This window comes from Streptomyces sp. BoleA5 (assembly GCF_000373665.1).
Classification (GTDB): Bacteria; Actinomycetota; Actinomycetes; order Streptomycetales; family Streptomycetaceae; genus Actinacidiphila.
Genome location: NZ_KB892109.1, coordinates 82,140 through 105,431, shown reverse-complemented (window position 1 = coordinate 105,431; position 23,292 = coordinate 82,140). Strand labels below are relative to the sequence as shown.

General features: G+C 72.4%; 18 protein-coding genes and 1 pseudogene. 13 read left to right on the top strand and 6 right to left on the bottom strand.

Annotated elements, in window-relative coordinates:
* Positions 1–265: pseudogene (locus tag B085_RS0122895) on the top strand (glucose-6-phosphate dehydrogenase); the annotation flags it as partial.
* On the top strand, positions 262–1,254 hold the full coding sequence (opcA, locus tag B085_RS0122890; protein WP_018560927.1) for a glucose-6-phosphate dehydrogenase assembly protein OpcA: 993 nt from the start codon (positions 262–264) through the stop codon (positions 1,252–1,254). The pseudogene B085_RS0122895 and the gene opcA, both read left to right, overlap by 4 nt.
* A gap of 493 nt (positions 1,255–1,747) precedes the next feature.
* Here opcA and B085_RS43505 read toward each other — a convergent pair whose 3' ends face one another.
* The gene (locus B085_RS43505; protein ID WP_158689809.1) at positions 1,748–2,500 is read right to left on the bottom strand and encodes a DUF4328 domain-containing protein; all 753 of its coding nucleotides are present in this window, start codon (positions 2,498–2,500) and stop codon (positions 1,748–1,750) included.
* Between the two features lie 697 nt (positions 2,501–3,197).
* Between B085_RS43505 and B085_RS0122875 the strand changes: the two genes are divergently transcribed.
* The 6 genes from B085_RS0122875 to B085_RS0122850 all read left to right on the top strand — a co-directional run bounded on the left by B085_RS0122875 (position 3,198) and on the right by B085_RS0122850 (position 12,353).
* Positions 3,198–5,612 (top strand): ABC transporter permease, encoded by a 2,415-nt coding sequence (locus tag B085_RS0122875; protein ID WP_018560924.1) that lies wholly within the window; start codon positions 3,198–3,200, stop codon positions 5,610–5,612.
* A gap of 268 nt (positions 5,613–5,880) precedes the next feature.
* The gene (locus tag B085_RS0122870) at positions 5,881–6,801 is read left to right on the top strand and encodes a carbohydrate ABC transporter permease (protein ID WP_026251333.1); all 921 of its coding nucleotides are present in this window, start codon (positions 5,881–5,883) and stop codon (positions 6,799–6,801) included.
* A gap of 2 nt (positions 6,802–6,803) precedes the next feature.
* On the top strand, positions 6,804–7,784 hold the full coding sequence (locus B085_RS0122865) for a carbohydrate ABC transporter permease (RefSeq protein WP_018560922.1): 981 nt from the start codon (positions 6,804–6,806) through the stop codon (positions 7,782–7,784).
* Between the two features lie 114 nt (positions 7,785–7,898).
* A complete protein-coding gene (locus B085_RS0122860) occupies positions 7,899–9,242 on the top strand; it encodes an ABC transporter substrate-binding protein (protein ID WP_018560921.1) in 1,344 nt (447 codons plus the stop codon).
* A 154-nt stretch (positions 9,243–9,396) separates the two neighbouring features.
* The gene (locus B085_RS0122855) at positions 9,397–10,452 is read left to right on the top strand and encodes a LacI family DNA-binding transcriptional regulator (RefSeq protein ID WP_018560920.1); all 1,056 of its coding nucleotides are present in this window, start codon (positions 9,397–9,399) and stop codon (positions 10,450–10,452) included.
* A gap of 152 nt (positions 10,453–10,604) precedes the next feature.
* The gene (locus B085_RS0122850; protein ID WP_018560919.1) at positions 10,605–12,353 is read left to right on the top strand and encodes a glycoside hydrolase family 35 protein; all 1,749 of its coding nucleotides are present in this window, start codon (positions 10,605–10,607) and stop codon (positions 12,351–12,353) included.
* Between the two features lie 55 nt (positions 12,354–12,408).
* On the opposite strand, the gene B085_RS0122845 is transcribed toward B085_RS0122850, so the two are convergent.
* Both B085_RS0122845 and B085_RS0122840 read right to left on the bottom strand, forming a co-directional pair.
* On the bottom strand, positions 12,409–12,903 hold the full coding sequence (locus B085_RS0122845; RefSeq protein ID WP_018560918.1) for a hypothetical protein: 495 nt from the start codon (positions 12,901–12,903) through the stop codon (positions 12,409–12,411).
* Positions 12,896–13,270 carry an iron chaperone gene (locus tag B085_RS0122840; protein ID WP_018560917.1) on the bottom strand — a complete coding sequence of 125 codons (375 nt, stop codon included), beginning with the start codon at positions 13,268–13,270 and terminating at the stop codon, positions 12,896–12,898. Before B085_RS0122840 ends, B085_RS0122845 begins: the two co-directional genes overlap by 8 nt.
* 276 nt (positions 13,271–13,546) lie before the next feature.
* Between B085_RS0122840 and B085_RS49475 the strand changes: the two genes are divergently transcribed.
* On the top strand, positions 13,547–14,323 hold the full coding sequence (locus tag B085_RS49475) for a hypothetical protein (RefSeq protein WP_018560916.1): 777 nt from the start codon (positions 13,547–13,549) through the stop codon (positions 14,321–14,323).
* Positions 14,324–14,333: 10 nt separating this feature from the next.
* Here B085_RS49475 and B085_RS0122830 read toward each other — a convergent pair whose 3' ends face one another.
* On the bottom strand, positions 14,334–14,663 hold the full coding sequence (locus B085_RS0122830; protein WP_161275784.1) for a hypothetical protein: 330 nt from the start codon (positions 14,661–14,663) through the stop codon (positions 14,334–14,336).
* Positions 14,664–14,821: 158 nt separating this feature from the next.
* Here B085_RS0122830 and B085_RS0122825 point away from each other — a divergent pair, with 158 nt between their 5' ends.
* Both B085_RS0122825 and B085_RS0122820 read left to right on the top strand, forming a co-directional pair.
* Entirely contained in the window at positions 14,822–15,400 is a 579-nt protein-coding gene (locus tag B085_RS0122825) for an AMIN-like domain-containing (lipo)protein (RefSeq protein WP_018560914.1), read from the top strand.
* 249 nt (positions 15,401–15,649) lie between these two features.
* The gene (locus B085_RS0122820; RefSeq protein WP_018560913.1) at positions 15,650–17,605 is read left to right on the top strand and encodes a DUF1996 domain-containing protein; all 1,956 of its coding nucleotides are present in this window, start codon (positions 15,650–15,652) and stop codon (positions 17,603–17,605) included.
* Positions 17,606–17,683: 78 nt separating this feature from the next.
* On the opposite strand, the gene B085_RS0122815 is transcribed toward B085_RS0122820, so the two are convergent.
* Positions 17,684–19,063 (bottom strand): hypothetical protein, encoded by a 1,380-nt coding sequence (locus B085_RS0122815; protein WP_018560912.1) that lies wholly within the window; start codon positions 19,061–19,063, stop codon positions 17,684–17,686.
* 484 nt (positions 19,064–19,547) lie between these two features.
* Between B085_RS0122815 and B085_RS0122810 the strand changes: the two genes are divergently transcribed.
* Together B085_RS0122810 and B085_RS43495 are read left to right on the top strand one after the other, a co-directional pair.
* Positions 19,548–21,758, top strand: coding sequence for a HelD family protein (locus tag B085_RS0122810; protein ID WP_018560911.1), 2,211 nt, complete (start codon positions 19,548–19,550; stop codon positions 21,756–21,758).
* A 284-nt stretch (positions 21,759–22,042) separates the two neighbouring features.
* Positions 22,043–22,378, top strand: coding sequence for a hypothetical protein (locus B085_RS43495; protein ID WP_158689808.1), 336 nt, complete (start codon positions 22,043–22,045; stop codon positions 22,376–22,378).
* Between the two features lie 69 nt (positions 22,379–22,447).
* Here the strand turns inward: B085_RS43495 and B085_RS0122800 are convergent, their stop codons facing one another.
* Positions 22,448–23,101 carry a transglycosylase SLT domain-containing protein gene (locus B085_RS0122800; RefSeq protein ID WP_018560909.1) on the bottom strand — a complete coding sequence of 218 codons (654 nt, stop codon included), beginning with the start codon at positions 23,099–23,101 and terminating at the stop codon, positions 22,448–22,450.
* Between the last annotated feature and the right edge of the window lie 191 nt (positions 23,102–23,292).

Here is a 23,292-nt window from a genome sequence, read left to right as displayed (position 1 = left end):
CGTGACGATGGACTTCGCCTATGGCGAGTCCTTCACCGAGTCCAGCCCGGAGGCCTACGAGCGGCTGATCCTGGACGTCCTGCTCGGCGACGCCAACCTCTTCCCCCGGCACCAGGAGGTCGAGGAGTCCTGGCGGATCCTGGACCCGATCGAGGAGTACTGGGACCGGCACGGCANGCCCGAGCAGTACACCGCNGGNACCTGGGGTCCGAAGGCGGCGGACGAGATGCTCGCACGAGACGGCAGGAGCTGGCGCCGGCCATGAACATCGATCTGACCGAGACCACCTCAAGCAAGATCAACTCGGCGCTGATCAAGGCCCGCAGGGCCATCGGCAGCCCGGCGGTCGGCATGGTGCTCACCCTTGTCATCGTCACCGACGAGGGGAACCACTACGACGCCCTCAAGGCCGCATCCGACGCCTCGCGCGAGCACCCCTCGCGCATCCTGGTCGTCATCAAGCGGCCCGGCCGCTCCCCCCGGGACCGGCGCAGCGCCCGCCTCGACGCCGAGGTGCGCGTCGGCGGCGAGTCCGGCACCGGCGAGATCGTCCTGCTCCGCCTGCACGGCGAACTCGCCGACCACGCCCACAGCGTGGTCCTGCCGCTGCTGCTGCCCGACGCCCCCGTGGTGGTCTGGTGGCCCGTCGACGCCCCCGCGAACCCCGCCGCCGACCCCCTCGGCGCGCTGGCGCAGCGCCGGATCACCGACGCGTACGCCGTCGAGCGGCCCATGGAGGAGCTGGAGGCCCGCGCCGCCGGCTACACCCCCGGCGACACCGACCTCTCCTGGACCCGGCTCACACCGTGGCGCTCCATGCTCGCCGCCGCGCTCGACCAGGCCCGGGCCACGGTCACCTCGGCCGCCGTCGAGAGCGAGGCCGACAACCCCAGCGCCGAACTCCTCGCCCGCTGGCTCGGCAACCGCCTCCGCGTCCCCGTCGACCGCGTCGTCACCGACGGCCCGGTCGTCACCGCGGTACGGCTGCGCACCCCGGACGGCGACATCACCATCGACCGCCCCGAGGGCCCGCTGGCCACCCTCACCATTCCCGGACAGCCCAGCCGGCACCTCGCGCTGAAGGTCCGGCCCACCGCCGACCTCATCGCCGAGGAACTGCGCCGGCTCGACCCCGACGAGATGTACGCCGCGTCGCTGCGCCACACCGACGAGGCGCCGCCGCACCGGGCGAAGACCACCGCGCGGAGCACCAAGAAGCGGCCCAAGCCGGCCAGCGCGGAGGCCGCCAAGTAGACCGACTGCCGCAGCAGTACGCCGGGGGCGGCGCACACCGCCTGCAGGAGCAGCATCGCGGCCGTGGTGAACAGGTAGCAGACCACGACCGTCAGCGCCGACTCCAGGTGCGCCCGCCGCCCGGCGCGGCCCCCGCCGAAGGTGAAACGCGCGTGCAGCTCGGTGGCCAGCGCCGTCGAGGCCACTGTCACGCCGGCGTTCGCCAGGGCGAACGGCACCGGCCCCGAGAGCACCAGCAGCACCGCGGAGGACGCCAGTCCGACCCCGCCGCCGCACAGGGCGAAGCGCACGAACGCGGCCGGCGCGGAACGCGCGGAGTCCGCGGTGCGGGGCCGGCGGGCGGGAACGGGCGGGGCGGATCTCTCCGCGGTGACGGTGTCCATGCCCGCACACTGCCTGCCCCCGCTGACAGGGCGCTGACCGCGCACTGACACGCCACCCGCACGCGCCCGACGCGTCGCCGACGGGTGACCGGCGCGCGGCCGGGGTCGGGTCAGGACAGGGCGAACGGGCCCTCCGTGGCCTTGCGGTGCTGCATGGCCGTCAGCTTGCGGACGAACACGATGGCGAGGACCGCGGCCAGGATGTCCACGGCGTCCACGGCGATGGCGAAGCCGGCGGCGTCGCGGAGGTCGTCGGCGTACACGGAGTTCTCGTTGGTGACGAATGCCGCAAGCAGGTCCAGCAGTTGGCCGCCCACCCACGCCGCCCACCAGTACGCGACGGGACCCGAGTCGGCGGGCCGCAGGCGGCCGTCCTGGGTGGTCTGGGAGCTGGCGACCCAGGTCTCCCTGGCGATCTTGGACGGGATCCAGAAGAAGGCGATCGGGATGAACCAGCCGCCGATCGCCCACCCGCGGCCCTTCTCGAATCCGTTGGGGGCGAACACCTCGCCGTTGGTGCGGACCCGGTGGAACCAGATGACGAAGAGGACGCCCGCCCCCGCCAACGTGAGCAACTGCAGTGCCGCCGCGACACCGATCCACACGTCGGAGCGGTTCAGGGCGGACTGGTCGACGGTGGCGAGTACGTCCCCGACCGCCGTGTCCATCAGGGCGTAGCGACTGGCCTCCGCGACGATGTCTACGGCATCGGCGGCCATGACCAGCGACAGGAGCACCACCACCGCGGTCGCGAGGCCGAGCGGCGAACGGAGCACGGCTGTGGTCGCCGGGGGCCCGGCGGGCGCGGGGTACGGGGCGGGGTACTGAGCGCCGGGTGGCGGCCCGACAGGGCTGAACGACATGGGATCCCCCCAGGGACACGGCATGGAGACGTGCGCGCCGAACGGCGGGCAGGAGGACATTACGGCAGGGGATCTTGGCGAGTCCACATCATTGAGCGGTGTTCGCCGCCTTCGGCCCGGCACCGTGGCCCCACCGGGGAACGGGCGTCCCACCTGCCGGTATCGGCCAGGAGAACGGCGGGCGTCCTGAGGCCGGCGGGCAGCGGGGCCCACGGGCAGGCCCGTCGAGGCCCGGGCCCTCTCGAGCCGGACCCGGCCGTCCCAGGCCGGGGCTGACCTCGATGGTCAAGTGCGTCGCGCACCACCGCCTGGAGTAATGCGAAGGTCGAGAACGCATAGCAGGGGCGGCCCGCCGCATGCGGGCGGCCCCAGGGGTTCGCCCCACCGTCACCAACATCGACACTCTTGCCACTGTCCGGCCCATCCTCCGGGTGTGGTCCCCAACTGGTCCCCAAGCCTTCCGCAGTGCCGATCTGAGCAGCGCGGATGCCATGGCGGATGGAGGAGTTGAGCCGGAACGGCGAGCACACTGTGATGACACATTGCGGGTAGACATGCAGTGTATAGACGGCATGTATATTCACCGTATGCTCTTCGACCCGCTCCCGCTGCCCCTTCCCCTGGCGCCACCCGAGGCCGCGTCACGCTCCCGCCGATTCGTGACGCACGACGGCATACCCTGCGCGGGAGGTCGCGCATGAGCCGTCAACGTGCCGGCGGTGGGCCGGGGCGGCTCCGCTCGGCGCTCGGAGACCTGGGGCTCGGCGTGCGACTGGCGGGCTCCGGAGGCCGTGAGGGGTGGATCCGCACGGCGCTGACCGCGGTGGGCGTCGGACTCGGTGTGGCCCTGCTGTTCCTCGCGGCAGCGGTGCCGAACATCCTCGACGGACGCGAAGCGCGCGGTCACGCACGCGAGACGCCGAACTTCGAGAGCGAGGTGTCGGTGCGGCGCGGGGAGACGACGTTCCTCTGGCTCGACGCCGCCACCGAGTTCCGCGGTGACGCCGTGGGCGGGCAGTTGCTGCGCCCGGACGGTCCCGGGGCTCCGCCGCCACCGGGTGTCGCGCGGATCCCGGGGCCGGGGGAGATGGTGGTCTCGCCCGCCCTGCGCGGGATTCTGGACTCGCCGTCCGGTGCCCTGCTCAAGGAGCGGCTCGATTACCGCATCATCGGGTCCATCGCGGACCGGGGTCTGCTCGAGCCCGGTGAGCTGCGCTTCTACGCCGGCAGCGACACGCTCTCCAGGAGCGGGGGTGCGATCAGGTCCGCCGGGTACGGCCATGATCCGGGCTCGGGTCGTTTCGACCCGAGGCTGGTGGTCCTGGTCGTCCTGATCTGTGTCGTCCTGCTGGTGCCGGTGGGTGTCTTCGTTGCCACCGCCGTCCGTTTCGGCGGGGACTGCAGGGACCGCAGGCTGGCCGCGCTGCGGTTGGTGGGTGCGGACGTCGCCATGACGCGCCGTATCGCGGCGGGTGAGGCGCTGTTCGGCGCCGTGCTGGGGTTGCTGGTCGGTACCGGGTTGTTCCTGGGAGCGCGCGGGCTGGCGGGATCGGTGCGCTTGTGGGACGTGAGCGCCTTCCCGGCGGACGTCGCCCCCGACCCGTTGCCGGCGGGTCTGATCGTGGTGGCGATCCTGGTGGGGGCGGTACTGGTCACGCAGTCGGCGCTGCGGTCGGTGGTGATCGAGCCGTTGGGGGTGGTGCGGCATGCCGCGTTGCGTCCGCGCCGGTTGTGGTGGCGGCTGGTGGCTCCTGTGGTCGGCGTCGCCGTGCTGACGTGGACGGGGTCGGCGGAGGAGGAGTTGGGGTCGGGCGGTGTGTATCCGATCGCGCTGGGTGCGGTGCTGCTCCTGGTCGGGCTGACCGGGCTGTTGCCGTGGCTGGTGGAGGCGGTGGTGCGGCGGTTGCGCGGGGGACCGGTCGCGTGGCAGCTCGCGGTGCGCCGCCTGCAGTTGAACAGTGGGACGGCGTCGCGGGCGGTCAGCGGTATCACCGTGGCGGTGGCCGGGGCGATCGCGCTGCAGATGGTGTTCGGCGGTATGCAGGAGGACTTCGCGTCGTCGTCCCCGGCGGCGGCCGGCGCCTCGTCCGCTCGTGCCGATGTCGTGCGGCCGGACTTCAGTGTCGCGACGGCTTCGGGGAGCGCGGGTGCGCCGGCGCTGGCGGAGCGGATGGCCGGGGAGTTCGGGCGGGTCGAGGGTGTGCGGCGGGTGGTCGCGACGGTCGAGTCGTATGTGAGCCGTGTGGACGCCGGTGCCGGGCCGGGGTCGGTCACCGCGCTCACGGTGGCGAGTTGTGCGACGTTGCGGTCGCTGGCGGCGCTGCCCTCGTGCCGTGACGGTGACACGTTCGTGGCCCGTCAGCGGGGGTCGTCGGGCCGTGCCCGGGAGGCGAATCTGCTGACGGACGAGGTCGCCCGGCCGGGCCGGGAGTTCGATCTCGGCGGCATGTACGGGGATGCCGCGAAGGGCGAGGTGTGGACGTTGCCGGAGTCGGCCCGTGCGGTGGTGGCGGTGCGGGACCCGGTGGGGGACGTCCATGACGGCATCCTGGCGACTCCGGGGGCGCTGGCCGGGTACCGGCTGCCGCAGGCGTCGACGTCCGCGTACGTGGCGATCGACCACGGTGTGACGGACGCGGCGGAGCATCTGCGCAATGCCGCGGCGCGGCTGGATCCGGCGTTGCGGGTGTCCGGGCTGGTGAACGTGGAGCGTGACCGGCAGTACTCGAGTGTGCAGACCGGTCTGCGGGTCGGCGGGACGCTGACGGTGGTGCTGATCGCGGCGGGGATGCTGGTGGCGCTGATCGAGCAGTTGAGGGAGCGCCGGCGGCTGCTGTCGGTGCTGGTGGCCTTCGGTACGCGGCGCAGGACGCTGGCGTGGTCGGTGCTGTGGCAGACGGCGGTGCCGGTGCTGGCGGGTACGGTCGTGGCGATCGCGGGCGGGCTGGTGCTGGGCAGGGTGATGCTGGGCATCGTGGTGAAGCCGGTGCGGGACTGGTGGGTGTTCCTGCCGTATGCGGGGATCGGTGCGGCGGCGGTGCTGGTGGTGACGTCGCTGAGCCTTCCGGCGTTGTGGCGGATGATGCGGGCGGACGGGCTGCGTACGGAGTGAGCGCCGGCCGCCGCCGGTCCGCCGGGCAGGCCGGCGGCGGCCGACTCGTCGTGGGCAAAGGGCTGTTGACGTGCGGGAACGGTGGTGCGGGGCCGGCTCGGGGAGGAACCGCGTGAGGGCCCTTGACGTGTCGTGATGGCTGGTGTCACCATCGCGTCCATCAAATGTTTGCGTAAACGTGCGCCGACTCCGTTCGCTGATGTTTACGCAACCATCCCGATCCCCCCTCTGCGGCGGGATCCCGCACGACGACGTGAAGGATGGGAACATGGCTGCCATACCGCCGCCACCGGGTACCGGCCGGGCTGCTCCCCCCCGAGGACGCCGGGGCCGGCGCTGGCTGGGATGGGGCTTCGTGGCGCCGTTCATGGTCGTCTTCGCGCTGGTCTTCCTGGCGCCGATCGGCTACTCGGTCTACCTGAGCCTGTTCCGTGACCGCCTGATCGGCGGGACCTCCTTCGTCGGGCTGGACAACTACGTCCAGGCCTTCCAGGACGGCCAGTTCTGGTCCGGCCTGGGGCGCGTCGCGCTGTTCCTCGCCGTGCAGGTCCCGATCATGCTGTGCGTCGCGCTGCTGGTCGCGCTGGCGCTGGACAGCGGGCGGCTGCACGGCCGGAAGTTCTTCCGGATCACGATCTTCCTGCCGTACGCGGTCCCGGCCGTCGTGGCGACGCTGATGTGGGGCTTCATGTACGGGGACCGCTTCGGCCTGGTCGCCGACATCAACGACGCCTTCGGCGTCTCGCTGCCGAACCCCCTCTCGCCCGGCCTGGTGCTGGCGAGCATCGGCAACATCGTGACCTGGGAGTTCGTCGGCTACAACATGCTGATCTTCTACTCGGCGCTGCACGTCGTGCCGCGCTCCCTGTACGAGGCGGCGGAGATCGACGGCGCGAGCCGGCTGCGGATCGTGACCTCGATCAAGATCCCGGCGATCCGCGGGGCCCTGGTCATCGCGACGATCTTCTCGATCATCGGCAGCTTCCAGCTGTTCAACGAGCCCAGCATCCTCAAGCCACTGGCGCCCAACGCCATCACGACGTACTTCACACCGAACCTCTACACCTACTCGCTGTCCTTTTCCGGGCAGCAGCACAACTACGCGGCGACCGTCGCGATCGTCATGGGGGTCGTCACGATGATCATCGCCTACGTCGTGCAGCTGCGCGGCATGCGCAAGGAGGCCTGACGATGGCCCAGGCGAGCACCCAGGCAGACACCGGGGCGGGCACCGGCGCGGACGGCCGGGCGGCCACCGCCGGCGCGTGGCGCGGGCGTCGCGGCGCCGCACCGTCCGAGCGCCCCGCGGGCCGGCGGCACTCCTCCGACCGGCCCCGGCGCAGTGTCCTGCTCACCGTCCTGACCGCCCTGGTCGCGATCTACACCCTGGTCCCGCTGGCCTGGCTGCTGATCAGCGCGACCAAGACCCAGAAGAGCCTGCTGGACTCCTTCGGGCTGTGGTTCAGCGGTGACTTCGCGCTGTGGGACAACATCCAGCAGACCCTCACCTACAACGACCACATCTTCGTCCGCTGGCTGCTCAACACCCTGCTGTACGTGGCGCTGGGCGCGGGCGGCGCGACGTTCCTGGCCGTGCTGGGCGGCTACGGCCTGGCGAAGTTCGACTTCCCGGGCAGGCGGGGGGTCTTCGCGGTGGTGATCGGCGCGGTCGCCGTTCCGGGTGCCGCGCTGGCGGTGCCGACGTTCCTGATGTTCAGCAAGATGGGCCTGACGAACACCCCGTGGGCGGTGATCGTGCCTTCGCTGATCTCGCCGTTCGGTCTCTACCTGATGTGGGTCTTCGCCTCCGAGGCGATCCCCGACGAGCTGCTGGAGGCCGCCCGGGTCGACGGCTCGGGGGAGATCCGCACCTTCTTCAGGATCGGCCTGCCGCTGCTGGGGCCCGGCATCGTCACCGTGCTGCTCTTCACCGTGGTCGCGACGTGGAACAACTACTTCCTGCCGCTGATCATGATCAAGGACCCGGACTGGTACCCCCTCACCCTGGGCCTGAACGCCTGGAACGCCCAGGCCGCCACCGCGGGCGGGCAGCCGGTGTTCAACCTGGTGGTCACCGGCTCGCTGCTGACCATCGTGCCGCTGGTCGCGGCCTTCCTCCTCCTGCAGCGCTTCTGGCAGACCGGGCTCGCCGCGGGCGGCGTCAAGGAATGATCACCGGCGCCGCCGCGGCGCCGTACCCATCCCCCCTGCGGTCCGCCGCCCGGCACAGCTGTGCCGCGGCTACGGGCGGTGCCGCGGACCATCACCACAACGAAGTGAGATGCGATGACGAACCAGCCACTGCGCCGTTCGGCGCAGGCGATCGCCGTGCTCTGCGCGGCGGCGCTGTCCCTGACCGCCTGCGGCTCCTCCGACGACTCCGGCTCGGGCGCCAAGGCCGCGGACACGGGCAGCGTCGAGGCGGCGCTGAAGAAGGGCGGCACGGTGACGGTGTGGGCGTGGGAGCCGACGCTGAAGCAGGTGGTCACCGACTTCCAGGCGAAGTACCCCAAGGTCAAGGTGAAGCTGGTCAACGCGGGCACGGGCAACGACCAGTACACGGCGCTGCAGAACGCGGTGCAGGCCGGTTCCGGGGCGCCGGATGTGGCGCAGATCGAGTACTACGCGCTGAGTCAGTTCGCGCTCGGCAAGTCCGTCACGGACCTGAGCGCGTACGGCGCCAAGGACCTGTCCAAGGCGTACTCGCCGGGTCCGTGGAACTCCGTCGCCGTCAACGGCGGGGTGTACGCGCTGCCGATGGACTCGGGGCCGATGGCGATGTTCTTCAACAAGAAGGTCCTCGACAAGCACAAGATCGCGGTCCCCACGACCTGGGACGAGTACCTGACCGCGGCCCGCGCGCTGCACAAGGCCGACCCGAAGGCGTACATCACCAACGACACCGGTGACGCCGGGTTCGTCACCAGCCTGATCTGGCAGGCCGGCGGCCACCCGTACACGGTGGACGGCACCAAGGTGAACGTCGACTTCGGTGACGCGGGCACCAGGAAGTTCACCGAGGTCTGGCAGAAGCTGATCTCCGAGAAGCTCCTCGCGCCGATCGCGTCCTGGAGCGACCAGTGGTACAAGGGCCTGGCCGACGGGACCATCGCGACTTTGTCGACGGGTGCCTGGATGCCCGCCAACTTCGTCTCCGGCGTGCCCTCCGCGTCCGGTGACTGGCGCGCCGCGCCGCTGCCGCAGTGGCAGGCGGGGCAGACCGCCAGCGCGGAGAACGGCGGCAGCTCGCTGGCGGTGATGGAGGCGGCCAAGGACAAGCCGCTGGCCTACGCCTTCGTGAAGTACGCGAACAAGGACGCCGGTGTGCAGGCCCGCATCAAGGGCGGCGCCTTCCCGGCCACGACCGCGGACCTGAACTCGCAGGCGTTCCTGGACACCGAGTTCCCCTACTTCGGTGGCCAGAAGGCCAACGAGATCTTCGCGAAGTCGGCCGGGAACGTCGTCAAGGGCTGGTCGTACCTGCCGTACCAGGTGTACGCCAACTCGGTCTTCAACGACACCGTCGGCAAGGCCTACGTGTCCTCCACTCCGCTGTCCGACGCCCTCGGCACGTGGCAGGACGCCTCGGTCAAGTACGGCAAGGACCAGGGCTTCAGCGTCGGCGGCTGAGCTTTCGTCGCGTCCTTCGGCCGGCGTGTGCCGCTCCCCTCGGCGGGGGCGGCGGCGCCGGCCCGGGGGCCCGCGGACCGCCGGTCCGCGGGGCTTGGTCCCCCTAGAATTCTGACCACCAACGGCTGTGAAACGTATGAGGTGTACGACGCACGTGGACGGGACCGGACAGAGCTCGGCGGCGGGCGCGCAGCGGCGGCGGCGCGGTGCGTCGATGGCCGACGTCGCCAAGCTGGCGGGCGTCTCGGCGCAGACCGTCTCCCGGGTCTCCAACGGCTTCCCCGGGGTGCTGGAGGAGACCCGGCAGCAGGTGCTGGTGGCGATGAAGGAGCTCGGCTACCGGCCCAACAGCGCGGCCCGCGCCCTCAAGCGGGGCGAGTTCCGCACGATCGGCGTCATCCTGTTCAACCTCTCCAGCACGGGCAACATGCGCACCCTGGAGGCCGTGGCCTCCTCCGCGGCCCGCGAAGGCTACGCCACGACGCTGCTGCCGGTGACCGCGCCCACGCGGGACGGGGTCCAGGGGGCGTTCACCCGGCTCGGTGAGCTGGCCGTGGACGGCGTCGTCATGATCATGGAGGTCCATCTGCTGGACGCGATGACGGTGGCGCTGCCGCCGACCGCGCCCGTGGTCGTGGTGGACTCCGACGCCGGCGACCGCTACTGCGTGGTCGACACCGACCAGGCCAGTGGTGCCCGGGCCGCGGTGGAGCACCTGCTGGGCCTCGGCCACGGCACGGTGCGGCACATCGCGGGGCCGAAGGAGTCGTTCGCCGCCGAGCGCCGGGTGGGTGCCTGGCGGGCGGCGCTGGAGGCGGCCGGGCGCGAGGTGCCGCCGCTGCTGCGGGGCGACTGGTCCGCGGAGTCCGGCTACGCGGCGGGGCTGCGGATCGCCGCGGACCCCGGCTGCACGGCGGTGTTCGTCGCCAACGACCAGATGGCCCTCGGGCTGCTGCGCGCGCTGAGCGAGCACGGCCGGCGGGTGCCGGAGGACGTCAGCGTCGTGGGCTTCGACGACATCCCCGAGGCCGCCTCGTACATGCCGCCGCTGACGACGATCCACCAGGACTTCGCCGAGGTCGGCCGGCGCTGCGTCGACGGTGTGCTGCGGCAGATCCGCAACGACGAGGCGGAGCGGGGCACCACGCTGGTGCCCACCAGTCTGGTCGTGCGCGGCAGCACCGCGGCCCCTCCGCCGCGGAGCCGCTGACGGCACCCCCGACCGAGGGCACCTCCCCCCACCCCTTACCCCGCCATGGCAACGCAAACATCCCGTCACGGGGATCCCCGCCCCGCATCGGCGCACACCCCGTGACCGCACCGCACGCACCAGAAACCCACTCCACTGGAGGAGCACGGCCCATGCCCGCACTGCGGATCGAAGGGAACGAATTCCGCCTCGGCGGCGAGCCGTTCCGCATCATCTCCGGTGGCCTGCACTACTTCCGCGTCCACCCCGGTCAGTGGCGCGACCGGCTGCGCAAGGCACGACTGCTCGGACTCAACACCGTCGACACCTACGTGCCGTGGAACCTCCACCAGCCGCGGCCGCGGACCTTCCGCGGCGACGACGGCCTGGACCTGCCCGCCTTCCTGGAACTCGCCCAGGAGGAGGGCCTGCACGTACTGCTGCGTCCCGGCCCCTACATCTGCGCCGAGTGGGAGGGCGGCGGACTGCCGTCCTGGCTGCTCGCGACCCCCGGCATCCGGCTGCGCACCGCCGACCCCCGCTACCTGGAGGCGGTCGACGACTACCTGGAGCGGCTGCTGCCGCTGGTCGTCCCCTACCTGGCCACCAACGGAGGACCCGTCCTGGCGGTGCAGGTCGAGAACGAGTACGGCGCCTACGGGGAGGACCCCGCCTACCTGACACACCTTCAGCAGCGGCTGCGGCAGGGCGGCGTGGACGTCCCCCTGTTCACCTGCGACCAGCCCGCCGACCTGGCCCGCGGCAGCATCCCCGGGGTGCTCGGCACCGTCAACTTCGGCAGCCGCCCCGCACAGGGCCTGGCCGCGCTGCGCGAGCAGCAGGGCGACGGGCCGCTGATGTGCACCGAGTTCTGGAACGGCTGGTTCGACCGCTGGGGCGGCGTGCACGTCGTCCGCGACGCCGGGTCGGCCGCCGCCGACCTCGACGAACTGCTGTCGGCCGGTGCCAGCGTCAACCTGTACATGTTCCACGGCGGCACCAACTTCGGCTTCACCAACGGCGCCAACGACAAGCACACCTACCGCCCCACCATCACCTCCTACGACTACGACGCGCCCCTGGACGAGGCCGGCGACATCACCCCCAAGTACCTCGCCTTCCGCGACGTCCTCGCCCGGCACACCACCGTCCCCGACGAGCCCCTGCCGGAGCCGTCCAAGAAGCTCAACCTGCTCGGCGTCCGGCTCACCGGGAACACCCCGCTGCTCGGCTCCGCCGGCCGTCTCGGCGAGGCGGTCACCGGGCCGCGCCCGCTGACCATGGAGGAACTCGGCCAGGACTTCGGCTTTGTGCTGTACGAGACCGAGCTGCGCGAACCCGGCCCCACCCTGCTGCACTTCGCCGGGATCGCGGACCGGGCGCAGGTCTTCCTCGACGGCGGCGCCGCCGGAGTCCTCGAACGCGAACAGCACGAGGCCGCCCTCGCCGTCACCGTGCCCGACGGCGGGGCGAGGCTGACCGTCCTCGTCGAGAACCAGGGCCGCGTCAACTACGGGCAGGGCATCCACGACCGCAAGGGCCTCACCGGAGCCGTCACCGCGAACGGCACCGAACTGACCGGCTGGAGCAGCACACCCCTGCCCCTGGACGACCTGTCGGGCCTGACCTTCACCACCGGCGGCCCGCAGCCCGTGGGGCCCACGTTCCACCGCGGGGAGTTCGAGGCCGAGGGACCCGCCGACACGTACCTGGACCTGACCGGCTGGACCAAGGGCAACGCCTGGGTCAACGGCTTCGCTCTCGGCCGCCACTGGTCGCGCGGCCCCCAGCGCCGCCTCTACGTGCCCGGCCCGGTCCTGCGGCCCGGCACGAACGAACTCGTCGTCCTCGAACTCCACGCGACCGCCCGCGCGACGGTCGACCTGCGCGACACCCCCGACCTGGGGCCCACCGAGGAATGACCAGGGCCCGAGCGCACCGCCCCGCCACCCGTCACCCCGGCCGGCGGGGCGGTGCTCACCGGCCGCGGTGCAGACGCAGCATCAGCCACAGGTCGGCGAACCCGGCCCACGACCTGACGCGGCCGGCCAGGCGGCCGACGGTTGAACGGCGCAGAGTGCAGAGCCAGACGTAGGCGCCCAGGGACACGCACAGACTCGCCCAGGTCTGCCACCACAGGAACGGCGGCGCGATCCCGGAGCCGAAGCCGGCGAGCAGACCGAGCACCCAGGTGAGCGCTCCCGCGGCGGCGACGGCGACGGTGCCCGCCCCGCGGGCACGGCCCCGGGCCGCCCAGCGCGAGGCCACGGCGCCGACCGGGATCTGCACGAGGATGTGGACGGTCACGAGCCACAGCAGCAGCACGAAGGTCTGACCGTAGGAGAGGTCCGGACCGCTCGCGGAGAGCAGCGCGGAGCAGCCCACCACGAGGAGCACACCGCTCAGATGCATCGCCGCGATGTTGAGGGGCCCGTGCCACCCCCACGCCCAGCGGCGGTCGTCGTCACTCACCGGTCGTGCTCCCCCCGGGAACGGCCGCGGTGGCCCTCAGCAGATCGCGCAGCAGGTCGACGTCCATGCTCTCGGGCGTGCGGAACCGAAGACAGCTGCTGCCCACGTCCCGTCCGGCGAGGCCGTCCTCGAAGGCGGCGCGGACGTCGCCGCGCATGACGTAGAAGGAGATGTACCGCTTCTGGCTCGCGAAGGCGATCTCTGCCGCTCCCGCGCGCTCGTAGGCGGGCATGCCGTACGCCATCACCTCGTCGAACCCCGTCAGCTCCGCCCGGCACAGCTCGCGCAGCCTGGCCGGCGCCCGCCGGCGTTCCTCCGGGACCTCGGAGAGGTAGCCGACGACGTCCGCGGCACTGCTCTGCACCATCTGGCAAGACTACGCGCCGCGCGATGGGGACCGCAGGCCGGCAAACGGGGTTCGCCGACCCCCGGGGCGGCGTAGGCGGAACCATCGTCCCGCTCGGGGGAGGGGGCCGGGTGAAGGGCCGGTGTTCCGGGGGCAACCGAACGGCGCCCCACCTGGTTGGAACAGGGGTGAGGGATTCTCCCCGGCGCGCAACCGGCGGGGAGAATCCCCAGGTGCACGTACGCAGGGCGCCGGCCGACGCGCAGACGTCCCGGCGGGTGGAGGGAAGTGACGAACATGCGCGCCGCGCCTGACGAGCAGTGGCACGACACGGAACAGGTGCTGCGCCGCCTCCTGCGCGACGGGGTGCCGCGGCCCGCCACCCCCACCGACCGCATGACGCAGATCCGGCGGCGCGTGCGGCGCCGCAGGCGGCGCCGCGCCACAGCCGCCGGCGCGGTCACGGCGGTGGCCGCGGCCGTCGCCTGCGTGGCCCTCGTGCCGGGGCTGCGGCCGGCGGGCGACGCCCGGTCCCCGGCCGCCGCCCCGGAGCGGCGGCACGTCCTGCCCGCCGCGACGCCCTCGCCGCAATCCACTCAGGCCCTCGTCACGGTCCGCCTCCTGGACGAGACCGCCCTGACCCTGCGCGTGCCGCGGGGCTGGCACAGCCTGTCCGTCGGCGAGGGCGCCAAGGCCACGGCCTTCGTCGCCTCGCAGCCCCTCAGCCGGCCGCCACGCGGCTCCTGCCCGGCCCTGGCCGACGAGGTGCTGCCCGACTGCGAACCGGTGAAGGAACTCGAACGGAACGGGGTGCTGATGGCGTTCCGGCCGGTCGTGACAGGCAAGGCGGGCCTCGCGGCGCCCCTCACCATGGGCGAGCCTGTGCCGGCCGGCAAGGGCTGCCGGACACTGCGGGGCGACACCGAGATCCTCGCCTGGGGCCAGGGCCGCTCGGCCGCGTACGGCAAGCCCTTCGAGGTGCGCGTCGACGTGTGCCTGCGCTCCCCGTCGGACGCCACCCTGGCCGCGGTCACAGACGTCCTGGAGACGGGGTTCCCCCGTACCGGCGGCTGACGCGGGGCCGTCAGGGCGACGGCGGCGCGGCGGACACCGCGGTCGCGGACAACTGGCCGGGTCGCACGTCGAACTCGGTGTGGCCTTCGACGGATGCCGGCCCCCAGGGCGAGAGGGAGATCCTCACCGTGCCCGGGGTGTCCTCGGCGTCGCCGTTCAGGGTGTCGCAAAGGATGCCCGCGTCGACCGGGTAGCGGGAGCCGGAGGACAGATGCGCTTCGGAGACGACGGCCGACTTCTCGACGAAGACCCACTGCCGGTCGTGGGTGTCCGTGAACGGGCCGGGGCTCGTCGTCGACCCGCCGGACGATCCGGCAGCGCAGGAAGGGCATGGGATCACCCTGCCACCGCCGTCGGCGGACGGCATCCGGATCTCCCGGCGGCCGGCGCGGCAAGTCCGGGCAGAAGAGCCCGTTCCGGGGCGCCCCGCACAACCAAATCCTTGACCGGCATGTCGTACATGGCAAGGAAGCAGGAGCCGCGATGCAAGGGGGAACGATGCGTGAGAAGCGATTCGGGCTGGTGCCGGCAGCCCTGGTGATGGCGGTGGCGGGGGTGGCCGTGGCGGCGCCCGCCGTGACCGCGGCGCCCACGGTGGCCACGGCGCCCGCGGCGGCGTGCCCGACGGGCTGGGGCAGCCTCCCGAAGTCCGCGACGGACGCCGACCTCGGGGCGCTGAGGGACATCAGGACCGGCAGGCACGACTGCTACGACCGCGTGGTGTTCGACGTGCCCACCGCCGGCACGGACGCCATCGGCTACACCGTGCAGTACGTCGACGCCGTCCACCAGGACGGCTCGGGCCGGGTCATACCCGTCTCCGGCGGGGCGATCATCGAGATCCGGGTGGCCGCCCCCTCGTACGACCCGGAGACCGGCGCCGCGACCTACCCGGGACGGGCGGGCCGGACGCTGCCGGGCGTCGACCTGACGGGCTACCGGACCTTCCGGGACGCCAGGTTCGCCTCGAGCTTCGAGGGCGACACGCAGGTGGGCCTGGGGGTCCGGGCCCGGCTGCCGTTCCGCGTGTTCCAGCTGCCGGACCGCGTGGTGGTCGACGTGGCCCACACCTGGTGAGGGGTTCGCGCCGGCCGGGCCCGGTGGCGTGCGGCCACCGGGCCCCGGCCTGGGCGGCCGTGGTCCTGACCCGTAACTCCTGTGAATTTCCGGGGCGGTTGAACACTCCCGGGGTGGCGTCCGTATGTGTCGATGGCTTGTCGTGTTCAGGCCGCCAATCATCAGGCGCGCAGGAGGGTTTCCTTGGTACGCAATTCGCGCAGACGTGCTACCGGCACACGGAGCGGCAGCTTTGTAGCCGTCGCCCTGATGCTGGGAGGTGGAGTCCTGGTCACGGCGAACGTGTTCGCCTCGGCGACCGAGGGGGAATCGGCCCAGGCGGCCCCCGTGGGCCAGGCGTACACCGTCGACTGCCCCGACGTCGGCACGGCGCTGACCTCCGTGCCCGAGCAGGCGAAGGGGGACGTCGACAAGGAACTCGCGCTGCTGGACCAGCAGACAGCCGAGGCCTACCAGAGGCTCAAGGAGACGTCGGCAGCCCAGCAGCAGGACCCCGGCTTCGTGGACAACGCGATCCTGGGCCCGCTGAAGGACAAGCGCGCCGCGACCATCGCGCGCATCCTGCAGGCCATCGACCGCGTGGGGGACCCCCCGCAGGGTGTCGAGGGCCTCGCGGGGTGCACGGCGGTCCGCTCCACCAGCGCCGAGGAGGGTCAGCAGGGCCAGGAAGGCCAGCAGGGTCAGGAGGGAGGGGAGGGCCAGCAGGGCAGCCCGCAGCCGTCCACGGGTGACGGCGGCCAGAACGGCCAGGCCGGACAGGGCGACCAGGGCGGCGCACAGCCAGGCGGCGGGCAGGGCGGCAACGGCCCCGTCGTGGCGGACTTCGCCGACATCATGAGCGTCAACCCGAACGCGCCGCGCGGCCCGCAGCCGTCGGACGCCTCTTCCGGCACGTTCTCCTCCGAATGCGGTGTCAACGCGGGCGGTCTGTTCAACTCCGACAACATCATCGTCGCCCCCGGAGTGACCAACGGTGCCCACCACTTCCACGACTACGTCGGCAACCAGTCCAACAACGGACTCGCCACGATCGACGATCTCGCCAAGGCCGAGACGAGCTGCAAGGACCAGGGCGACAGGTCGTCGTACTACTGGCCCGTGCTGCGCGTGCAGGACGGCACCGTGGAGCGGGACGCCCAGGCGCCCGGCGGCGGCACCGAGGGCAACGCCGGCAAGATCGTGACCCCCAAGCAGGTCACGCTCACGTTCGTCGGCAACCCCGTCAGCAAGGTCACGCCCATGCCGCGGCTGCTGCGCATCATCACGGGCGACGCGAAGGCGTTCGTCAACGGGCCGGCCAACGCCAACGCCTCCTGGAGCTGCACAGGACTTGAGGACCGGCAGCTGAAGGACAGGTACCCGCTCTGCCCCGACGGCAGCGACGTGGTCCGCACCTTCCGCTTCCAGAGCTGCTGGGACGGCCAGAACGTCGACAGCGCCAACCACCGCACCCACGTCGCGTTCGCCGACGCGGGCGGCAACTGCCCGCAGGGCTTCAAGGCCATCCCGCAGCTGGTCCAGCGCATCGTGTACGACGTCAAGGCGCCGAGCGTCCAGGACGGCGGCAAGACGGTGCCGTTGTTCGCCGTGGACTCCTTCCCCGAGAACCTGCACAAGCCGGTCACCGACCACGGCGACTTCATCAACATCTTCGACGAGGACCTGATGCAGGAGGTCGCCGACTGCATCAACCAGGGCCGCACCTGCGGCCCCGGGGAGGACGGAGCGGAGGAGCCCGGCGACGGCGGGAATGACAACCCCGGCAACGGGGGCAACGACAACCCCGGCGGGGAGGAGCCCGGCAACGGGGGCAACGACAACCCCGGTGACGAGCAGCCCCCCGCGGACACCCCGGACGACGGCCAGAACGGAGGCGGCGACACCCCCGACACCCCCGTCACGGTGACGCCCAAGGCCGACTCCACGCCTCCGGCGGACCAGGACGACACGGCCACCCCGCCCGCCGGCGGCCACGAGCACCACGGCGAGCAGGGCGGACAGCAGGAGCAGCAGTCGGCGGCGCCGGTCCAGCAGACGCCCGCCCCCGGCGCGTTCGCCCCGAGCCCCGCGGGACAGGCCGGTCAGCAGGCGATCAACGGCGGGCTGGCCGACACCGGGACCAACCTGTGGCCGGCCGGCCTCGGAGCGGTCCTGGCGATCGCGGGATTCGTCCTGCTCCGCCAGGTGAAGCGAGGTTCGAACTAGCTCCGCCTTCCAGGCAGCCGCAGTGCAGTCCCCCTTGGCGACCGGGCGTACCGCCCGGTCGCCAAGGGCGTTGTGCGGCTAGGCGGGAACTCCCGCCCCGTCGAGGAGCCGGTGCATGTCCCGCGCCGGCAGACTCGGGTTGCCGGCGGCCGCACAGGCCGTCTCGGGGTCGTCGAGCAGTTCGCGGAGCAGCGGTACGGGAACCCGCGGATGGCGGGCCGCCGCCCGTCGCCGTGCCGGGTCGCGGGTGAACTCCGCCAGGGTCTCCGCGGGCAGGTCCGGGTCGGTCAGCGCGAGACGGCGTTCCTCGGGGTCCGTCGAGTCCGCGAAGCGCGCCGCGAGGCCGGCGGCGGGGAACCGAGGGTGGGCGGCCAGCATCATCACCGCCCGGTGGCTGCCGTGGAGGTACAGGTCCAGCAGTAGTTCCGGCGGCGGCTCCGGGTGGAACTCGCACAGCAGGAGCCGCACGGCGAAGTCCTCGTCCCGGGAGAGCAGTTCGACGAGGTCGGGCTCCAGGCCGGGGCACACGGCGGCGCTGCGGCGCAGCCATGTGTGCGCGGAGGTCGCGCACCGCCGCAGGACCTCCGGGTCGTTCCGGGCGTCCCACACCCAGTCCAGCACGCCCAGGCGGTCCTCGGGGCCCACGGTGTAGTCGATGGCCGCGCGCTCCCGCTCCGTCAGTTCCGGCCTGGCGGAGACGGCCAGACGCACGCGTGGATCCGGGTGGTCGGCCAGCCGCCGGACGAGGTCCGGCGGGAGGCAGGGGTTGGCGGCGACGGCCCCCGGGTCGTCCTCGGCGACGAGGCGTTCGGCGAGCTCGCGGCCCAGCATGCCGTGGCGCAGTACCGTTTCCCGGTGCCAGGAGTTCGCGAGGCTCTCCACGAGCCAGGCGGTGCGTTCGGTGTCCTGGCGGCAGACCTGCAGGGCCGCGGCGCGTCGCACGTCGAGGTCCTCGTCGTGGAGCAGTGCCTCCCTGGCGTCGTCGGTGAGTGTGTCCCACGCGCGGCAGGCCGCCTTGCGCAGCGGGCCGTCCGCATGGTCCGCCAGTCCGGCCAGCAGGTGGGCGGGCACGGCGTGCGAGGTGACGGTCTCGCGGCGGATCCGGCCGTCCGGGTGGGCGAGGAGACGTTCGTACGCCCAATCGGGCAGGGGCTCCACGCGCTTTCTGTACGGCGTCGGGCCCACCGCCATGACCAGGATCACCCTCGGCGAGGGATCGTCGAGGAGGCGGCCCCGCTGGGCGGGGTCCGCGTTCTCGCTCGTCGCGAAATCCATCCGCAGCGACCGGTCGGGGTCCGCGAGGATCGCGTCGACCACCTCCACGGGCAGCCCTCTGCGCTGGACGACGTTCCGCCTGATCGCCGGGTCGTCGTGTTTGAGCAGCCGCAGCAGGACGTCCGCGGGTGCGGACGGGTTCCAGGACAGATAGGCCAGGGCGGCGAGGTGGTGGTCGGCCATGGTGTCAGGCACCTCCTGTCGTGCCGCGCCCGACCGCTCCCGCGATCAAGGCCGTCCCCACGGCCGCCACCAGCGGCTCGACGGACCCCAATGATCCGTATACCGACAACAGCACAAGCACTTCGCGCCTCCCCATGCCCCGAATTCCGGTCACGGCGGGCGATTCTGCGGCACCCGCGGGGCCTTGCCGCAAGCCCCCCGGTGCGCTATACGTTGGGAACGGATTGGGGTGGACGACCTCCTTTCCCTTTCTTTTGCGCGCCGGCGTCGGAGCCCGCCGCGGGAGCGTCCCGGCAACGTCAGAGCGCCGAGGCCCAGGCTCCGCCCCGAACGCACGAAATCCCCGTACCGCAATTGCGGTACGGGGATTTCCTCACGTATATTGAGTGTTTCTGTGCGCGCACAGAAACGGCCCCTCACCGGGGGCCACTGGTAACAGCGTATCCGACAGGGAGCGAATGTGTCAACTCGCGAAAGAGTCGAATTGCAGAAGGAGCAGGAATTCATCGACCGGCTCTACGAGCGGGTCGACACGCTGCGCGGTGTCGCCGCCCGGCACGTCGACGACGCGCTGTCCCCGGTGGGCAGTGGGATGCAGGCCCGTCTCGAGCGCGACGTCCTCGTCGCCGAGCGGTCCGGGCTGCTGGCCGCCCTCAACGCGGTCGACGGCTCGCTGTGCTTCGGCCGTATCGACCTCACCGGCGGCGCCGCGCACCACATCGGCCGCATCGGGATCCGTGAGGACGACACCGACCACACCCCGCTCCTGATCGACTGGCGCGCACCGGTCGCCCGGCCGTTCTACCTCGCCACCGGGCACACCCCCATGGGTCTGCGCCGGCGCAGGCACATCAGCACCGAGGGCCGCCGGGTCACCGAACTGCACGACGAGATCCTCGACCTCGAGGACGACGACCGCAGCGGCTTCGAGGACCGCACCGGCGACGCCGTGCTGCTGGCCACCCTCAACTCGGCCCGCACCGGCCGCATGGCCGACATCGTGCGGACCATCCAGGCCGACCAGGACCGCATCATCCGCGCCCCGCACCGCGGCGTCCTCGTCGTCGAGGGCGGCCCCGGCACCGGCAAGACCGCGGTCGCGCTGCACCGGGCGGCCTTCCTGCTGTACGAGCACCGTGAGCTGCTGGCCAAGCGGGCGGTTCTGATCGTGGGTCCCAACCCGGCCTTCCTGCGCTACATCGGCGAGGTGCTGCCCGCCCTCGGTGAGACCGGCGTCATGCTCGCCACGCAGGCCGAGCTCTTCCCCGGCGTCCACGCCCGCGGCACCGACACCCCGCGCGCGGCGGCCGTCAAGGGCGCCGCGGGCATGGCCGAGGCGCTCGCCCTCGCCGTGCGCGACCGCCAGGCGCTGCCCGAGCCCGGGGCGCCGGTGGTCATCCGCCACGACGACGGCGAACTCGTCCTGGACTGGGAGATCGCCTACCAGGCCCGTGAGGCCGCCCGCGAGACGCGCCTGCCGCACAACCTGGCCCGGCCCTACTTCGCGTTCCACGTCATCGACGCCCTCACCGCGCAGCTCGCCGACCGCATCGGCGCGGACCCGTACGGCGGACCCAACTTCCTCGGCCCGGACGACCTCGCGCAGCTCGGCAAGGGCGTCGCCGCCAGTCATGAGGTGCGGGCGGCCGTCGCGGAGCTGTGGCCCATGCTCACCCCGCAGGAATTCCTCGCCGGCTACCTGGCCGAGCCGGCGTACCTGCCGGACGGGGACGCCGAGGCGATCCGCCGCGCCCCCGGCGACGGCGAGTGGACCCCGGCCGACGTGCCGCTGCTGGACGAGGCGGCCGAACTGCTCGGCGTCGACGACAGCGCCGCACGGGCCGCCGCCGAGGCCGAGCGCCAGGAGCAGATCGCCTACGCGCAGGGCGTCCTGGAGGTCTCGCGCGGTTCGGAGTCCTTCGAGTTCGAGGACGGGGAGTCCGAGGTCCTGGCGGCCCACGACATCATCGACGCCGAGCGGATGGCCGACCGGCAGGAGGAGGCCGACCACCGCAGCGCGGCCGAGCGGGCCGCCGCCGACCGGACCTGGGCGTTCGGTCACATCATCGTCGACGAGGCGCAGGAGCTGTCGCCGATGGCGTGGCGCCTGCTGATGCGCCGCTCGCCGACCCGCTCGCTGACCCTCGTCGGCGATCCGGCGCAGACCTCCGAGGAGGCGGGCGTCGGCTCCTGGGAGAAGATCCTCGCTCCGTACGTCGGCGACCGCTTCGAGCACGTGCGGCTGGGCGTCAACTACCGCACGCCCGCGGAGGTCATGGACCTGGCCGCACAGGTCGTGCGCGCCGAGGACCCGGCCTTCGAGCCGCCCCGCTCGGTGCGTTCCACCGGCGAGAAGCCGTGGACGCGGCACGCCGGTACGGATCTGGCCGGCGCGGTGGCCCGAGCCGTCGAGGAACTGACCCCCGATGAGGGGCGGCTGGCGGTGATCGCGCCGCGTGCGCTGCACGAGGAGATCGCCGCCGCGCTCGACGGCGTCACGGCCGGTGCCGAGCCCGACCTCACCCGGCCCGTGGTGCTGCTCGGCCCCCGCGAGGCCAAGGGGCTCGAGTTCGACCACGTCTTGGTCGTGGAACCCTCGGCGTTCGGGACCAGCGACCTGTACGTCGCCCTGACCCGGGCCACCCAGCGCCTGGGCATCGTCCACCGCGAGGACCTGCCCGAGTCCCTGCGCTGACCGCCGCGGCCCCTCACGATCCCGGCGCGCACGCGCCGGGATCGTGAGGGGCCGCCCCCTTCTTCCCCGCGCGGTGCGGCGGCCCCACACTGGGCGCGTGGAACCCGACCTCCCGCCGGTCCCGGACCGGCCCTCGCCGCGAGCCCCGCGGCGATGACGGCTGACGAGGGTTGCGCCGTGGCGCTTCACCGGCTGGCCGCGCACCGGCAGCGGCCGGGTTCGAGCGCCGTCGACCTGTCCGAACCACCCACCCCGCCCGCGCTGCGGCGGCTCGCGCCCTGCTCATGCGCCTGGTACGGAACCGCAACCTCGGCTTGACGGCGACGGCCCAGACGTTTCTCCAGGTCACGGGCCGCTACTGGTCGGCGGCGACCTACGGACACGTGGGCAGCGGCACCGTGGCGCTGACCGGCGAGCTCCTCGCCGACTTCTGCCAGGTCCTCGACGTGCCCTGCGACGACCTGGAGGCCATGACCGGCGTGGCGCTGCCCGGGCCCGACGCGTCACCGACCGCGAACGCCGCAACCGCCGGTGTCGCCGAACTCATCTGGGACGTGCGCCGTCTCACCGGGCGGCAGCTCGTGTCGGTCACGGACCTCGCGCAAGCCATGCGGCGATGACCGGTGTGCGCACGCCGGACGCCCTGACCGCCTTCCCGCCCCGCTGACCGGCCGCCCGAAGGGCCGGTGCTAGTACCAGTGGTTGGCCTGCCAGAACGACCAGGCGCCGCAGGGGCTGCCGTAGCGGCTGTCCATGTACTTCAGGCCCCACTTGACCTGGGTGCCGGGGTTGGTGCGCCAGTCGGCTCCGGCGGAGGCCATCTTGGAGCCGGGCAGGGCCTGGACGAGGCCGTAGGCACCCGAGGAGGAGTTCGTCGCGGTGTAGTTCCAGCCGCTCTCATGGGTGACGATGTTGGAGAAGCACTGGTACTGCGACGCGTCACCGATGATCGCCTGCGCCATGGCCTGGACCTCGGCGACGGTGTACGAGGCCTTCACGACCAGCGCGGCCTTGGCGGCCGCCTTGGCCTTGCGGTCGGCTTCGGCCTTCGCTTCCGCGGCCTTGCGGGCGGTGGCGTCCTTGGCGGCCTGCTTGCGGGCGGCCTGCTCGGCGGCCTTCCTGGTGCCGGTGTCGGCGGCGTCGGACTGCGCCTTCACCTGCTGGGTCAGGGACGCCTGCTGGACCTGCTGACCGGCGGGTATGTCCGCGAGGACGGTGGAGTCGGTGGCGGCGACGGGCTGCACGCTCGCCTGGCTGCTTGTGGCGACACCGACGACGGCGCCCACGGAGGTGACCGCCGTGGCCGAAGCCACCGCGATCCCCCGGACCGAGATCCGGCTCACACGGTTTCCTTCCAGCGTGGCCCGTTCGGTGACCTCCCGGACACGATCGTGCCCCTGCCGCCAACTCCGTTGCCCCGTAAGCGAGTACGTACGGAGGTGCCGAGGACAGGGCCTGACTGGAGCGACAGCCTGCCGTAGGGAACGGCCCCAAGGCAATTCCCCCGGCACATTTCCTTACCCGCGTATCATCG